The organism is Mesorhizobium amorphae CCNWGS0123 (genome assembly GCF_001686985.1).
Classification (GTDB): domain Bacteria; phylum Pseudomonadota; class Alphaproteobacteria; order Rhizobiales; family Rhizobiaceae; genus Mesorhizobium; species Mesorhizobium amorphae.
Genome location: NZ_CP015318.1, coordinates 4,753,767 through 4,767,535, shown reverse-complemented (window position 1 = coordinate 4,767,535; position 13,769 = coordinate 4,753,767). Strand labels below are relative to the sequence as shown.

Genomic DNA, 13,769 nt, shown 5'->3' with positions numbered 1-13,769 from the left:
AGTCTGAAATCGAGATTCATGTCATGAACGCACAGCTACAGCCGACCGGCTCCGCCTATTTCATCGCCAAGGAAACGGAAAAGCCCGAAAACCACACGCTTTCCGTGCTGGTCGACAACGAGCCGGGCGTGCTGGCCCGGGTCATCGGTCTCTTTTCCGGGCGCGGCTACAACATCGAGAGCCTCACCGTCTCCGAGACCGAGCACGAAAAGCATCTGTCGCGCATCACCATCGTGACGCGCGGCACGCCGCATGTGCTGGAGCAGATCAAGCATCAGCTCGAGCGCATCGTGCCGGTGCACCGCGTCGTCGATCTCACCGTGCGCTCGCACGAGCTTGGCCAGGAGCGGCCGCTGGAGCGCGAACTGGCGCTGGTCAAGGTCGCCGGCACCGGCGATTCCCGGGTCGAGGCGCTCCGGCTCGCCGACGCCTTCCGCGCCAGCGTCATCGACGCCAACACCGAGCATTTCATTTTCGAGATCACCGGCAAGGGCTCCAAACTCGACCAGTTCATCGCCATCATGAAGCCGCTCGGCCTGGTCGAAATCTGCCGCACCGGCGTGGCGGCAATGAACCGCGGCCCGCAGGGCATGTAGGCATGATGCGCGCGGCGGCAGTTATGGCGGGTGCCGCTGCAATCGTGGTTTCCGTCACTTTGGCGGCTGCCGGCCAGCAGCCGGCGTTCGACAAGTCGGTGCTGCCGAAACTGTTTGCAGAGATCGAACGCAGGGTTACGCCCAGCTATTATTTCCAGCAATGCCCGGCCGATATTTGGCGCGAGGCGGTCAGCATCGGTGACGCGCTGTTTTCGCCACCGACGATAAACTACGAAAATTGTGCAAGGGACGTTCTGGCCTGCGCCAAGCTCTGTTTCGAGGGACGCAGCGGCGAAGCCTGTTTCGAAACCGCCAGGGTCATCCAGGAGAACACCCCAGAAGACCAGCAATCGAAAACCCAGGCGATGTTCGCCCAGGCCTGCGCTACCGGCAGCGCAGGCGGCTGCACCAATCGCGGTGCGGGAATCCTCCATGATCGGCTTGTGCCGGACAAACTGCGCGCGGACGGTGATGCCGAGAAAGCTTGCACGTATCGCACATTCAAGTTGAGTTGCGATGAGAGTGACGCTTGGGGTTGCACTATGTATGGCATAGTCCTTCAACAAGGCGAAGGCGTTTCCGAGGACGAAGCCGGGGCTATTGCCGCTTACAAAAAGTCTTGCGGGATCGCTGCAGACTTCGATGCCTGCCAATACGCCAAGGCACTTATGAAAACCTTGGAAAGCCGCTAGTGCTTATCACGCTCGCCTAAGTACGATCTTTGTGCTGCCCGCCTCGGCCAAGTTCCTTGCTTTCCCGCTTGATCGGGCGCGACACCGGGCAGACGTCCTGAACGAAGCCGTTCAGCGTGTTGACCAGATTGTTCTGGACCAGCGAGTAGTGGATGAATTGTCCCTGCCGCTCTTTCGCGATGAGGCCGGCCGTCTCCAGAATGCTGAGATGCTGCGAGATCGACGGCTTCGACATGTCGAAGCGGGCCGCGATCTCGCCCGCGGTCAGCGAGGAGTGCGCGAGATAGGCAAGGATCTTGCGCCGAGGCTGCGACGACAGCGCTTCGAATACGCGCTGTATGGCGCCGTTCGCGCCGGCGCTCGTTTCGCTATCTGAATTGTTGTCTTCAATCACCGTTGCCGCCTCAGGGGTCGCGAAGGCGCCTGCGCCCTCGGGCTGTTTTATGCGTCCTGCATTTAGACTATTGCCTAAATACCTAATCCGATATAGTAGATAATTAGCTTATTGCCTAAATAGGCGCCGACGCGGCGAAAGGCAAGGCTTTGGTTCGGAAAATGTTTCCCGCAGGGAGGTACCGATGAAAACCATATCCACAGGCAGAATGATCTCGCAGCCACTGAGCGACGCCGAGGACGGCGATGTCGTCTGGATGCCGGCCAAGTCGATCTGGGTCGGCGCGATGACGCTGATCGCTCTGGTGTTCGGGCCGATGACGTTCAGCTGGAGCGCCTTGGCTTTGTTCGTGGTAACGACGGCGGTGACGATCTGCGCCGGGCATTCGGTCGGCATGCACCGCCTGCTCATCCACCGATCGTTCAAGGTGCATATCTGGATCGAGCATGCACTGGTCTATCTCGGCACGCTCGTCGGCATGGCCGGCCCTTTCGGCATGATCTATGCGCATGACATCAGAGACTGGGCACAGCGGCAGACGGCGTGCCATGATCTCCACGCGCACCGCCGACCCTTCTTCACCGACGCTTTCCGGCAGATGCATTGCGCGGTCGCGCTACGCAATCCGCCCGACTTCGTTATCGAGCCGTCGATCAGGAACGACCGCTTCTACAGATTTGTCGAGCGCACATGGATGCTGCAGCAATTGCCCTGGGCGATCCTGTTCTTTGCCCTTGGCGGCTGGAGCTGGGTGGTTTGGGGCATCGCGGTGCGGGTCTCGGTGTCGCTCACCGGGCATTGGCTGGTCGGGCATTTCGCCCACCGCAGCGGGCAGCAAGGCTGGCGCGTCGATGGCGTCGCGGTGCAGGGCTATAATCTGCCGCGTTTCGGCCTGGTGACCTTCGGCGAAAGCTTTCACGGCAATCACCATGCGTTTCCCGAATCCGCCAGGCTTGGGCTTGAGCGCGGGCAGATCGATCTCGGCTGGATATTCATCCGCATCCTTGCCGCGCTCGGCCTGGCGCATTCGGTAAAGCTTCCCGAGAGCACCCCTAGGCGAAAAGGCCTGCGGCGTGTGGCCGGCCATCAAGAGACGACTGCCGCTCCCAGCCTGTTGCCGGCGCAGCCTCACGGCAGGTAGGGTGTGCTGGCCGTGGCTGGGCCGGCTAGGGAATAGACGGATCACGGCAGGGCGCATTGGACCAATCGAATGAAGTTGCATCGGGCACCCGGTCTATTTAAGTCAGTATTACTGACCTTTGTGAGCCGTCATGTCCCTGGACGCTTTCCTTGCCCTGCTGGTCTATGCCTTCGTCACCTCGATCACGCCGGGGCCGAACAATCTCATGCTGCTGGCGTCGGGCGTGAATTTCGGCATCGTCAGGACAATTCCGCATATGCTGGGCATCGGCATCGGCTTCCTGGTGCTGCTGATAGCCGTCGGCCTCGGCCTGGGTGCGTGAGGCAGAGGCGCGGCCGATGCGCTTCATCAATGCGGCGGCGTTCCAGTGGGTCAATCCCAAGGCCTGGGTGATGGCGATCACCGCCATGGCCGTCTACACCAATCCCGACCATCCGTTCCTGTCGGTGGTGCTGATCTCGATGGCGTTCGCCATCGTCAATCTGCCGAGCGTTTCGGTGTGGGCTGGATTCGGCACCGCGCTGCGCGGCTTCCTGTCCGATCCGGTGCGGTTGAAATGGTTCAACATCGCCATGGGCGTGCTGCTGGCGGCAACGCTGTGGCCGATGCTGCGCTAAGGCGTGCCGATATTCAGGTGATGCCGGCCTGACCTGGGTCTCAGCACACCTTGGCTCAGTTGCTTGGTTATTGTGCAGTGCACATTAAATCTTCGTAATGCCGCGTTTTGGCCCTTTTCCGACAAAGGCGTGTCCTATCTATTCGGCGAATTCGCGGCGCGGAGCCGTGATTTGAGCTGGAACAAGACCACCGGGTTCGGCGTGTCGGATGAGAGGACTTGTTGTCTATGCGCGGAAAAATCCTCTTTGCGGTGATTGCGGTGGCCTGCCTGGCGGGGGCTGGTCTCTATCTTTCGCCCACGGCCATGGGCAAGGTCCAACAGCTGATTTCGGGTCAGCAGCCGGCGGCGGCGGACAAGACCGCCAAGGCATCGGACAAGCCCGCAGCCGGCGCTCGTTCGGCTTCGATTGTTTCAGCAACCGCATCAACCGCGGACTTCCCGATCCGCCGCTATGCCATCGGCTTCGTGTCTTCGCCGGCGGTGGTCAGCATCAACGCCCGGGTATCCAGCCAGATCGTAGCGATCGCGGTCAAGGACGGCCAGATGGTGAAGGCCGGCGACCTTTTGTTGTCGCTCGACGACCGCGCCTTGAAGGCACAACTGGCCAAGGACCAGGCGACGCTCGTCAAGGACCAGGCGCTGCTCGCCAGCGCCGCGGCGGATCTCCAGCGCGCCAAGGACCTCGTTGCCAAGCAGGCCGGCACGCAGCAGACCTACGATCAGGCACTGGCGGCGCAGAAGGCCGCGGCCGCAACCATCGACGCCGACAAGGCTACGATCGATGCCGATACCGTCCAGCTGAGCTACGCCACCATCTCGGCGCCGATCTCCGGCAGGCTCGGTGCCGTCAATGTCGCTGTTGGCGACCTTGTCACTGTCAGCAATGGCAACAGCAGCACGGCGACCCCGCTGGTGACCATCACCCAGATGGACCCGCTGCAGGTGAACTTCACGCTGCCGGAAAGCAATCTTGCCTTGCTGCACAAGGCGCTTGCAAACCCGCAGCAAGGGGCGGTGACGCTGACCAAGGACGGCGACCCGACGCCGATCGGTAAGGGCACGCTCGATTTCGTCGATTCCAGTGTCGACACCGCGTCGGGCACGATTGCCACGCGGGCAAGCATACCAAATGCCGATCTGTCGCTATGGCCGGGCCAATATGTGAATGTCATCCTGGACGCCGGCATCATGCCGCAGATGACTTCCGTTCCCACCGTCGCGGTGCAGCCCAGCCAGAAGGGGCCATTCGTCTATGTGGTCAAGCCGGACAACACGGTCGAGATGCGGCCGGTGCAGGTGGCGCTGACCGAGGGCGACAACAGCGCCATCAGCCAGGGGCTGAAAAGCGGTGAGAAAGTTGTCACCGAAGGCCAGACAAGGCTGAAGGACGGCGCCGCCGTGCACGAAGGCAAGGCCGCGACCAACGGCGATCAGGCAGCTCCCAAGGTGGCGCAAGCCGACAAGGCAAGTGGTGCCGACAAGGCCGGCGAGGCGGCCCAATGATCTCCGAATTCTGTATTCGCAGGCCCGTCGCCACCCTTTTGATGTCGTTCGCCCTCGTGCTGGGCGGACTGTTTGCCTACAAATTCCTGCCGGTGGCGGCACTGCCGAGCGCCGAATTTCCCGTCGTCAACGTGTCGGCCCAGCTGGCCGGCGCCTCGCCGGAAACCATGGCGACTTCGGTGGCGACGCCGCTGATCAAGCAGTTCGCCACCATTGCCGGCATCGATTCGATTTCGACCACGAACTCGCTTGGCCAGACCTCGATCGCCATCCAGTTCGTACTCAATCGCGATATCGACGCGGCCGCCGCGGACGTGCAGGCGGCGATCGCGCGCACGCAGAAATCATTGCCGCCGCAGATGACGGCGCCGCCGAGCTATCGCAAGGTCAATCCGGCCGACGCGCCGATCCTGCTGATGTCGCTGGTCAGCGATACCGTTCCGATGACCGACCTCGATGCCTTCGCCGAGAACGTCATTTCGCCGTCGCTGTCGACGATCGACGGTGTGGCCCAGGTTTCGATCTACGGCCAGCAGAAATACGCAGTGCGCATCCAGATCGATCCGACCGCGCTTGCCGCGCGCGGCATCTCGATCGATCAGCTGCAGGCGGCGATCGCGTCTGCCAACAGCAACACGCCGCTCGGCGTGCTGCAGAACGATAAGCAGCAGCTGACCATCACCGCCAACACCCAACTCGACAACGCCGCTGGGTTCTCCAACCTCATCATCGCCACCAAAGACGGTCACCCGGTGCGGCTGGGCGAGGTGACCCGCGTCGTCGATTCGGTCGAGACGACGACGACGGCGAGTTGGTACGATGGTACCCGCGCGATCATCATGGCCGTGCAGCGCCAGCCCGATGCCAACACCGTCGACGTCGTCGACAAGGTCAAGGCGATGCTGCCGTCCTTCCAGGACCAGATGCCGGCCGCCGCCTCGATCAAGCTGCTCAACGACCGTTCGACCTCGATCCGTCAGGCCGTCGACGACGTCCAGTTCACGCTGCTGTTGACCATCGCGCTGGTGGTCATGGTGATCTTCGTCTTCCTGCGCCGGGTGACGGCGACCATCATCCCGGCGGTGGCGGTGCCGATCTCGCTGATCGCCACGCTTGGCGCGATGTTCCTGTTCGGCTTTTCCATCGACAACATATCGCTGATGGGCCTGACGCTTGCGGTGGGCCTCGTCGTCGACGATGCCATCGTCATGCTCGAAAATATCTTCCGCCACATGGAGGAGGATGGGCTGTCGGCCTTCGACGCATCGCTGAAGGGCGCACGCGAGATCGGCTTCACCATCATCTCGATCTCGATCTCGCTGGTGGCGGTGTTCATCCCCGTGCTTTTGATGGGCGGCGTGATCGGCCGCATCTTCAATGAATTCGCCGTCGTGGTGACGGTTGCCATCCTGGCGTCGATGTTCGTCTCGCTGACGCTGACGCCGATGCTGTGCTCGCGGCTGCTGTCGGTCACGAAGGCTGATCGCGACAAGCATGGTCCCGGCCACAAGCAGGACCTCGTCACACGCAGCTATGACGTGGTCTTGAGCTTCTGCCTGCGCCACACCTTCCTGGTGTTCCTCGTCTTCATCGGCACCGCTGCGGCGTCGGTATGGCTGATCGAAGTGTCGCCGAAGGGCTTCTTCCCGCAAGAAGATATCGGCCAGATATCGGTGACGACCATCGCACGGCAGGACATCTCGTTCGACGCTATGGCCAAGCTGCAGGGGCAGGTGGCAAGCGTCTTCTCGCATTCGCCCTATGTCGACCATGTGGCGTGGTCGGCAGGCAGCGGCAACAATGCGCTCAACCAGGGGCAGCTCTTCGTCCAGCTCAAGGGCAAGGACCAGCGTCCCGATATCGAGAAGGTGCTTTCGGATCTGCGCAAGCAACTGTCGGGTGTGGCGGGCATCGAGACCTACATGCAGCCGGTGCAGAATCTGAGGCTCGGCTCGCGCTCGTCGGCCAGCGCCTACCAGCTCGTCGTCCAGGGCCTCGATACCGGCCTGACCGATCAGTGGGCACAGAAACTGAATGACGCGATGGCGGCCGACCATGCGACCTTCACCGACGTCACCAGCGACCTGCAGAACAATGCGCTGCAGGCATCGCTGGTGGTGGATCGCGACAAGGCCGCCCAGCTCGGCATCGACACCGACACGCTGCGTTCAGCCCTCTATGGCGGGTTCGGCACAGACCAGGTTTCGACGATCTTCGGTTCGGCCGACAGCTACGAAGTCATCACCGAGCTCGATCCCAAGATCGAATGGTCGCCCGAGCGGATGCTCGCCATCCAGATGAGGACGGCGAGCGGCAGTCTGGTTCCGCTTGGCGCCTTCGCCCGGGTCGATCGCACGGCCGGCGCCTTGACGGTCAACCAGCTCGGCCAGCTTCCGGCAGTGACCATCTCCTACAATCTGCCGCAAGGCGTGGCGCTCGGCGACAGCGTAACCCGCATCAACGCGCTCAAAGAGCAGATCGGCATGCCGAAGGCGATCTCGACCACCTTCGCCGGCACGGCCAAGACCTTCCAGGATTCGCTCGCCAATCAGGGCCTGCTGATCGGCGGCGCGATCCTGACCATCTATATCGTGCTCGGCATTCTCTATGAGAGCTTCATCCACCCGCTCACCATTCTCACCGGCCTGCCGTCGGCGGTGCTTGGCGCCGTCGTTGCGCTGCGCTTCGCAGGCATGGATCTGTCAGTGATCGCGGTGATCGGCATTCTGATGCTGATCGGCATCGTCAAGAAGAACGGCATCATGATGGTCGACGTCGCGCTGGAACTGCGACGAGAAGGCATGTCGGCGACGGCGTCCATCCACAAGGCCTGTCTGATGCGTTTCCGGCCGATCATGATGACGACGCTTGCTGCGCTGATGGGCACGTTCCCGATCGCGCTCGGTACTGGCGCCAGCGCCGAGCTGCGGCAGCCGCTGGGCGTTGCGGTCGTCGGCGGCCTGCTCGCCTCGCAGGCGCTGACGCTGTTCGTCACACCGGTGATCTATGTTTACATGGAGAATTTCTCGGGCTGGCTGATCGGGCTCATGCCGAAGAAGAGCCAACCGACGCTCCAGCAGGATGAAGCTGCGGAGCAGCCCTCGCTGTTTGATCCGGAGGAAGGACGGGTTGTCCGACTCCAGAAAGCTGCGGCCGAATAGTTCGACCCCCAGGCATGTGAACGGCTCGTTTCTGATAAAGACGCGGGCCAGATCGTGGCGGCGCTAGTGGTCAGACTCAGGACACTTCGAACCCTCAGAGCGGCTCACGCGGGGCGGTTTGCGTAGGGCAGCTTTGCGGACGAACCTGCCGTAGGACGATACGCCGTTCCGACCTACACCGATCATTCACTGGGAACCGACTTGCTGCAGCACAGCTGCGGCATTCCTGCCATTCGGGGTCGGCGCGAAGTATCGATTGAGGTCATCTTCTGTGCGTGGGAGCCGGCGCACGCGCATGTTTGACAATCGGCTTCACGCGGAGGCTTGTCGCTGCATCCAGCGAAGCAAGGCTTCCAAGGCCCCGCGCCTCGGGTGCTCGGCCCGATAGACAAAGTAGAAGCCGTAGCCGGGCAGAACGATATCGCTGACTCGCAGAAGACGGCCATCGCGAAGCTCCCGTGCAACGAGCACGTCACTACACAGCCCAAGACCCTGTCCGGCTACGATCGCTTCGATCCCGTGGTGCTCTTCGTGGAATTTCAGTTGCGGTGGGCGGACGGTGCCGCTGATTCGGTGGCCTGCCGCTCGGGCCGCAGTCTCCCAGTGACGCCAAGTGGGCGCACCTACGTCGGTCAGGGGCCAGCCGACCTCGACACGTGGCAGATTGAGGATCGCCTGAGGCTCGATCATGCGGACGCCTCCCTGAAGAATCGACGCCGCCGCAACGACGTGGAAGGTATCGCGAAGTAGCTCCACCGCGACTCCGTCTGTCGGGGATCGCCGCGCATAACGGATCGCAACGTCAACTTCGCCCGTGCGAAGGTTCAGTACCGTATCCGTTCCGACAAGGTCGAGCGTCGATCCCGGCGCTTCCGCTCGCCAGCTTTCCAGGCGCGGCAGCAGCCAGCGCGCGGCGAAGGCGCTGGTTGTCGTCACCCGAAGATGGCCGATCGGGCTGCCAGGGGTAAGGCGGGCAAGCTCGTCCGAGATCGACAGAAAAGCGTCCCGGACAACCGGCAGAAGCTGTGCGCCCGCAGTGGTGAGCTGCAACGGCCTCGGCTGGCGCTGAAAAAGGGGCTGGCCGCAATAGCGTTCCAGTAGCCGTATCTGGTGGCTGACGGCTGTGGGTGTGACGGACAGTTCCTCGGCCGCCTTCCTGAAGCTCAGAAGGCGGGCCGCGGATTCGAAGGCCTGAAGCTCTCGAAGAGGCGGAAGGCGGTGCATGCGTCGAATTCTAGATGAATTGTACTCACCTTGCCTCGAATTCTTTGCTGTTGCCCCACGTCTCATCGAGTCCGACCATTCCGGCATTCTGGAAGGAGATCATCATGCTGGACGGACAATCGGCATCGACCGCTGCAACCATGATCGAAAGGTTCGAACAGATCCGCCCTTTGCTGGCAGGGCAATCCGGGCGCTTTGACGCGGATCGAAGGCTGTCGGACGAGGTGTTTGGTGCCTTGAGCGAAGCGGGGTTCTTCCGCCTTCTGCTGCCGGCTCAACTGGGCGGATGCGGGCTTTCGCCCCTCGACTTCATGACCGTGGTCGAGCATGCCGCAGCAGTCGATGGAACAATCGGCTGGCTCGTCGGAAACGGAGGCGGCATTTCGCGCGCTGGCGGCTATCTGCCGTTGGACGCCGCACAGAAGGTGTTCGGGAAACCGTCGGCCTTCGTCGCCTCAAGCACAGGCGCGATTGGCAAGGCGGTCCCTGCTAAGGGTGGATACCGCATCACAGGCCGGTGGCCTTTTGCCAGCGGCGCACCACACGCCACGACCTTTGCCCCGCTTTGTGAGGTGAACGAAGGCAGTGGGCGGATCGTTCTAGCGTTCTTGCCCCGTGAGGCCGTCAATCTGATCGACAACTGGCATGTGTCAGGGATGAGAGGCACCGGAAGCTGGGACTTCGAGGCAGACAACGCGTTCCTGCCAGCCGAATTCGTTTGCGACTTTCAGCCAAATCCTACCCACGCCGGTGTCGTCTATCGCCTTCCGGGCATTTCCGCCTTTGTCTGGACTGTTGCCACAGTGCCGCTTGGGATCGCGAAGGGCGCAATCGACGCGCTCATCTCGTTAAGCTCCGGCCACCGTCGTCAGGGCATGACCGTCCCCGTCGCAGAACGCGAACTGGCTCACGCAGAGATCGGGCGCTGCCTTTCGCAGTGCAGGGCGGCTGGCGCCTACATGCGGTCAGCCATGTCGGCCTTGTGCGCGTCCGTCGAAAGCGAGGGCTCTGATCTGGTTGCGGCCCGGATCAACTACCGGCTTGCCTGTTCTCACGCCGCTGAAGTCGCAGTGAGCGTCGTACTGCGGGTGAACGATCTGATCGGAGCCCGGGCCCTTGCCGAGTCCCAGCCCTTCGAGAGGCGCGAACGCGACGTTCGCGCGGCGGCCAAGCACATCGCCATGAGTGCCGAGCAGTTTGTGATCGGTGGCCGCTACGCTTTTGGCGGCGATATCAGCGGCGCAAGCTTCTAACGATCAGCGCGCGCTGGTCCCGACGTAATCCCGTCGCGTCGGTCAGCTGTAGAGCTGCCGGGGCCGCACGCGCCGTCCAATGGGTGGCTTCATGCCGCGGTGGCCTGAGCGTCATCTCGACAATGGCCTTGGTGCGGTCATCCGCAACCGGTGCCCTTCCAGGCGGACGGGTCTTGTCGCGCAGCAGGCCTTCGATGCCCTCCTCCATGAACCGTTCCTGCCAGCGCCAGACGGTCGTCTTCGCTGTCCCGGTTGCCGCCATGATGGCTTCGTTCCCAGGCCTTCCGCGCTGAGCAGCACAACCCGGGCGCGCCAGACACGCTTCTGGGCCGAATTGCGGTCAACGGTGATGCCCTCAAGCCGACGACGATCAGCATCGCTGAGTGTGATGGAAATCCCAGTGCGCATACCGCAGACTCGCACACGCCGCCATCTGACGGAATCCCTTCGGGACTCATCCGTCTCGGTCATACCACTAGCTTCTGACGGCCTCGTCAATGACAGCTATCGCGTCGACCTCTATGAGATAGCCTGGGGACATTATCGCAACCCCGACCACCACATTCGCTGGTTTGTGATCTCCAAACAGCGAAATCTGCGCGTCTTCGATGATCGGAACGTGTTCATCGCGCTTATAATCGACAATGTAGATTGTGATCTTGCAAACATGCTCAGGCCGTGCACCTGCCGCGCTGAGCGCTCGGCCGAGATTGCCGAATGCCAGGCGCGCTTGCGCCGCAAAATCACCATGCCCAACGAGCCTGCCGTGTATGTCTTCGGGCTGCTGACCTGAGACGAATACCAGCTTGGAACCCGTCGCGACGACAACCTGTGTGTACATCTCTGGAATTGGCAGATCATCTGGGTTGATGAGTTCGAGCGACATCTAATAAATCTCCTGCTTCGTTCGACTGAAATCGACATTGGTGATCGACGCCGCGTTGCTGGCAAGCAGGACGATGGCAAAGCGTCGGCGCTGGTGCGCGTGGCGGTCCGCGGCATGGTGAGACGCCGATGAACATACGTTACCGGGTCGAGCTGAGACAAGCCGAGCGCGACGATTGAATACGCTCCTGATGGCGGCAAGCATGCCGCGAGCAAGCTCAGACGAGCCCAAATCCAAGAGTCACAATCACTGTGAAACGGTGCTAGTCTGAGGTCATGTCCCATGATCATGACCACGACAACGAACTCGACCCCTTCGCCGCGCGGGTGCGCGCGCTGGAGACGATCCTGACCGAGAAAGGCCTGATCGATCCGGCCGCCATCGACGTCATCGTCGACACCTACGAGATAAAAGTCGGCCCGCGCAACGGCGCCAGGGTGGTGGCGAAGGCCTGGGTCGACGCGGAGTTCGCCGCCTGGCTGAAGCGCGATGCGACGGCGGCGATCGCCTCGCTCAGCTATACCGGCCGGCAAGGCGAACACATGCAAGCCGTGTTCAACACAGAGGAGACTCACAACCTCGTCGTCTGCACGCTCTGCTCCTGCTATCCGTGGTCTGTGCTCGGCCTGCCGCCGGTCTGGTACAAGGCGCCGCCCTATCGCTCGCGCGCGGTGATCGATCCGCGTGGCGTGCTGGAGGAATTCGGGTTGACCTTGCCGGCCGCTACAAAAATCCGTGTCTGGGATTCGACCGCCGAGCTGCGCTATCTGGTGGTGCCGATGCGGCCGGAAGGCACAGAAGGCTGGAGCGAGGAGCGGCTGGCCGAACTGGTGACGCGCGACGCGATGATCGGCACCGGCCTGGCGAAGGAACCGGCATGAACGGGCCGCACGATCTCGGCGGGCAGATGGGTTTCGGGCCGGTCGCGCCCGAAAGGGACGAGCCGTACTTCCACGCCGCCTGGGAGAGGCGGGCGCTCGGCGTGACGCTCACCGCCGGCGCCATGGGTGCCTGGAATATCGACGAGAGCCGGCATGCGCGCGAATCGCTGCACCCGGCCGACTATTATGCCTCGAGCTACTACCAGATCTGGATCAAGGCGCTTGAGGTGCTCTTGAAGCGCCACGGCTTTGTCAGCGAGCGCGATCTCGAGGCCGGCAAGGCAGCTGATCCAGCCGCAACCCCCAAAAGAGTGCTGAAGGCCGAAAACGTGCCGGCTGCACTGGCCAAGGGCGGTCCCTGCGACCGGCCGGTTGCGACGCCGGCGCGGTTCAAGGCCGGCGATCTGGTGCGCACCAAGACTTTCCATCCGACCGGCCACACGCGGCTGCCGCGCTATGCACGCGGCAAGCAGGGAACGATAGACGCGGTGCGCGACGGCTTCGTCTTTCCCGACAGCAACGCGCATGGCCGGGGCGAAAACCCGCAATGGGTCTATACGGTGGTTTTCGACGGCGCCGAGATCTGGGGCGAGGGCGCCGACCCGACGCTGACCGTGTCGATCGACGCCTGGGAGAGCTATCTTGAACCGGCATGAAGGCGCATTGCCGGTGGGTTTCGACGAGCCGGTGTTCGCCGAGCCGTGGCAGGCGGAAGCCTTCGCCATGACGGTGGCGCTGCACGACAAGGGCCTGTTTTCCTGGAGCGAATGGGCCGATGCCTTATCCGCCGAGGTCAAGAAGCCCGGTGCGGCAAGCGACGGCCACGACTATTACGAGCACTGGCTGGCGGCGCTGGAAAGCCTGCTGTCGGCCAAGGGCGTCGCCGGCAAGAGCGATGTCGATGCGCTTGCCGCGGCCTGGGAACGCGCCGCGCATGCGACACCGCATGGCAAGCCGATCCTGCTGGAGAACGATCCCGGACCGACCGCAGGTCGTATCCGGACCGCATAGTTCGAGCGCGTGCTCGTTGCTGGGTCAATCGGGAAAACGGTGACCCATGGGATGCATTTAGTTTTCGACAACCATACCCTCGTCGTCGCCGTATACGAACAATTCAACGAACGGAAATCGCTCGCGGTCCTTAGAAATCGCGACAAAGCCATTTCCACTCAGGTGCAGGATCACTTGCTCATTGCTGATCTCAACACGTTCTATCGCTCTCGCATCTATGTCCGACAGGCAGGTCGTGATTTCGGAATGTACCGTAAACCCAGCGCCATCAGACAGGGAAATGGCGATGCCGTAACCCGGTTCGCCGATTTCGATGCTCTTTATCGACTTTCCTACCAGCCTATCTGCGAACGGCCTCATGAACATTCTCGTTAATAGGACCGCGCTTGGCTTCCCGGCTGCCTCGCG

General features: G+C 62.3%; 14 protein-coding genes and 1 pseudogene. 10 read left to right on the top strand and 5 right to left on the bottom strand.

Features of this window, described 5'->3' with window-relative positions; genetic code table 11:
* The first annotated feature begins 23 nt into the window (after positions 1 to 23).
* Together ilvN and A6B35_RS22555 are read left to right on the top strand one after the other, a co-directional pair.
* Positions 24 to 596: an acetolactate synthase small subunit gene (ilvN, locus tag A6B35_RS22560; RefSeq protein WP_006204962.1), complete on the top strand. Its 573-nt coding sequence runs from the start codon at positions 24 to 26 to the stop codon at positions 594 to 596.
* Positions 597 to 598: 2 nt separating this feature from the next.
* Positions 599 to 1,288 carry an SEL1-like repeat protein gene (locus A6B35_RS22555; protein WP_006204963.1) on the top strand — a complete coding sequence of 230 codons (690 nt, stop codon included), beginning with the start codon at positions 599 to 601 and terminating at the stop codon, positions 1,286 to 1,288.
* A gap of 16 nt (positions 1,289 to 1,304) precedes the next feature.
* On the opposite strand, the gene A6B35_RS22550 is transcribed toward A6B35_RS22555, so the two are convergent.
* Positions 1,305 to 1,682: a metalloregulator ArsR/SmtB family transcription factor gene (locus A6B35_RS22550; RefSeq protein ID WP_006204966.1), complete on the bottom strand. Its 378-nt coding sequence runs from the start codon at positions 1,680 to 1,682 to the stop codon at positions 1,305 to 1,307.
* Between the two features lie 184 nt (positions 1,683 to 1,866).
* Between A6B35_RS22550 and A6B35_RS22545 the strand changes: the two genes are divergently transcribed.
* The 4 genes and pseudogenes from A6B35_RS22545 (at position 1,867) to A6B35_RS22530 (ending at position 8,106) form a co-directional block, all read left to right on the top strand.
* Positions 1,867 to 2,823: an acyl-CoA desaturase gene (locus A6B35_RS22545; protein WP_050900831.1), complete on the top strand. Its 957-nt coding sequence runs from the start codon at positions 1,867 to 1,869 to the stop codon at positions 2,821 to 2,823.
* Positions 2,824 to 2,953: 130 nt separating this feature from the next.
* Positions 2,954 to 3,440 (top strand): annotated as a pseudogene (locus tag A6B35_RS22540) (LysE family translocator).
* A gap of 227 nt (positions 3,441 to 3,667) precedes the next feature.
* On the top strand, positions 3,668 to 4,945 hold the full coding sequence (locus A6B35_RS22535) for an efflux RND transporter periplasmic adaptor subunit (RefSeq protein ID WP_006204968.1): 1,278 nt from the start codon (positions 3,668 to 3,670) through the stop codon (positions 4,943 to 4,945).
* A complete protein-coding gene (locus A6B35_RS22530) occupies positions 4,942 to 8,106 on the top strand; it encodes an efflux RND transporter permease subunit (RefSeq protein ID WP_006204969.1) in 3,165 nt (1,054 codons plus the stop codon). The genes A6B35_RS22535 and A6B35_RS22530 overlap by 4 nt, the downstream gene beginning before the upstream one ends.
* Before the next feature lie 312 nt (positions 8,107 to 8,418).
* On the opposite strand, the gene A6B35_RS22525 is transcribed toward A6B35_RS22530, so the two are convergent.
* Complete coding sequence (locus tag A6B35_RS22525; RefSeq protein ID WP_006204970.1) at positions 8,419 to 9,330, bottom strand: LysR substrate-binding domain-containing protein; 912 nt, start codon at positions 9,328 to 9,330, stop codon at positions 8,419 to 8,421.
* Between the two features lie 104 nt (positions 9,331 to 9,434).
* Here A6B35_RS22525 and A6B35_RS22520 point away from each other — a divergent pair, with 104 nt between their 5' ends.
* Positions 9,435 to 10,583, top strand: coding sequence for an acyl-CoA dehydrogenase family protein (locus A6B35_RS22520; RefSeq protein ID WP_040583594.1), 1,149 nt, complete (start codon positions 9,435 to 9,437; stop codon positions 10,581 to 10,583).
* On the opposite strand, the gene A6B35_RS22515 is transcribed toward A6B35_RS22520, so the two are convergent.
* Both A6B35_RS22515 and A6B35_RS22510 read right to left on the bottom strand, forming a co-directional pair.
* Positions 10,564 to 10,845: a helix-turn-helix domain-containing protein gene (locus A6B35_RS22515; RefSeq protein WP_006204973.1), complete on the bottom strand. Its 282-nt coding sequence runs from the start codon at positions 10,843 to 10,845 to the stop codon at positions 10,564 to 10,566. The two genes, A6B35_RS22520 and A6B35_RS22515, sit on opposite strands and share 20 nt — an antisense overlap.
* Before the next feature lie 213 nt (positions 10,846 to 11,058).
* Positions 11,059 to 11,469: a RidA family protein gene (locus A6B35_RS22510; RefSeq protein WP_006204974.1), complete on the bottom strand. Its 411-nt coding sequence runs from the start codon at positions 11,467 to 11,469 to the stop codon at positions 11,059 to 11,061.
* Positions 11,470 to 11,744: 275 nt separating this feature from the next.
* Between A6B35_RS22510 and nthA the strand changes: the two genes are divergently transcribed.
* The 3 genes from nthA to A6B35_RS22495 are packed head-to-tail and all read left to right on the top strand — an operon-like array spanning position 11,745 to position 13,361.
* Entirely contained in the window at positions 11,745 to 12,350 is a 606-nt protein-coding gene (nthA, locus tag A6B35_RS22505; protein ID WP_006204975.1) for a nitrile hydratase subunit alpha, read from the top strand.
* Positions 12,347 to 13,006, top strand: coding sequence for a nitrile hydratase subunit beta (gene nthB / locus A6B35_RS22500; protein ID WP_006204976.1), 660 nt, complete (start codon positions 12,347 to 12,349; stop codon positions 13,004 to 13,006). The genes nthA and nthB overlap by 4 nt, the downstream gene beginning before the upstream one ends.
* Positions 12,993 to 13,361, top strand: a complete 369-nt coding sequence (locus tag A6B35_RS22495) for a nitrile hydratase accessory protein (RefSeq protein WP_006204978.1) — start codon at positions 12,993 to 12,995, stop codon at positions 13,359 to 13,361. The genes nthB and A6B35_RS22495 overlap by 14 nt, the downstream gene beginning before the upstream one ends.
* A gap of 57 nt (positions 13,362 to 13,418) precedes the next feature.
* On the opposite strand, the gene A6B35_RS22490 is transcribed toward A6B35_RS22495, so the two are convergent.
* Positions 13,419 to 13,721, bottom strand: coding sequence for a hypothetical protein (locus A6B35_RS22490; RefSeq protein ID WP_006204979.1), 303 nt, complete (start codon positions 13,719 to 13,721; stop codon positions 13,419 to 13,421).
* Between the last annotated feature and the right edge of the window lie 48 nt (positions 13,722 to 13,769).

Coding starts and splice junctions, on each gene's coding strand:
- ilvN (WP_006204962.1), top strand. CDS start 24: ATGAACGCACAGCTACAGCCGACCGGCTCCGCCTATTTCATCGCCAAG.
- A6B35_RS22555 (WP_006204963.1), top strand. CDS start 599: ATGATGCGCGCGGCGGCAGTTATGGCGGGTGCCGCTGCAATCGTGGTT.
- A6B35_RS22545 (WP_050900831.1), top strand. CDS start 1,867: ATGAAAACCATATCCACAGGCAGAATGATCTCGCAGCCACTGAGCGAC.
- A6B35_RS22535 (WP_006204968.1), top strand. CDS start 3,668: ATGCGCGGAAAAATCCTCTTTGCGGTGATTGCGGTGGCCTGCCTGGCG.
- A6B35_RS22530 (WP_006204969.1), top strand. CDS start 4,942: ATGATCTCCGAATTCTGTATTCGCAGGCCCGTCGCCACCCTTTTGATG.
- A6B35_RS22525 (WP_006204970.1), bottom strand. CDS start 9,330: ATGCACCGCCTTCCGCCTCTTCGAGAGCTTCAGGCCTTCGAATCCGCG.
- A6B35_RS22520 (WP_040583594.1), top strand. CDS start 9,435: ATGCTGGACGGACAATCGGCATCGACCGCTGCAACCATGATCGAAAGG.
- A6B35_RS22515 (WP_006204973.1), bottom strand. CDS start 10,845: ATGGCGGCAACCGGGACAGCGAAGACGACCGTCTGGCGCTGGCAGGAA.
- A6B35_RS22510 (WP_006204974.1), bottom strand. CDS start 11,469: ATGTCGCTCGAACTCATCAACCCAGATGATCTGCCAATTCCAGAGATG.
- nthA (WP_006204975.1), top strand. CDS start 11,745: ATGTCCCATGATCATGACCACGACAACGAACTCGACCCCTTCGCCGCG.
- nthB (WP_006204976.1), top strand. CDS start 12,347: ATGAACGGGCCGCACGATCTCGGCGGGCAGATGGGTTTCGGGCCGGTC.
- A6B35_RS22490 (WP_006204979.1), bottom strand. CDS start 13,721: ATGAGGCCGTTCGCAGATAGGCTGGTAGGAAAGTCGATAAAGAGCATC.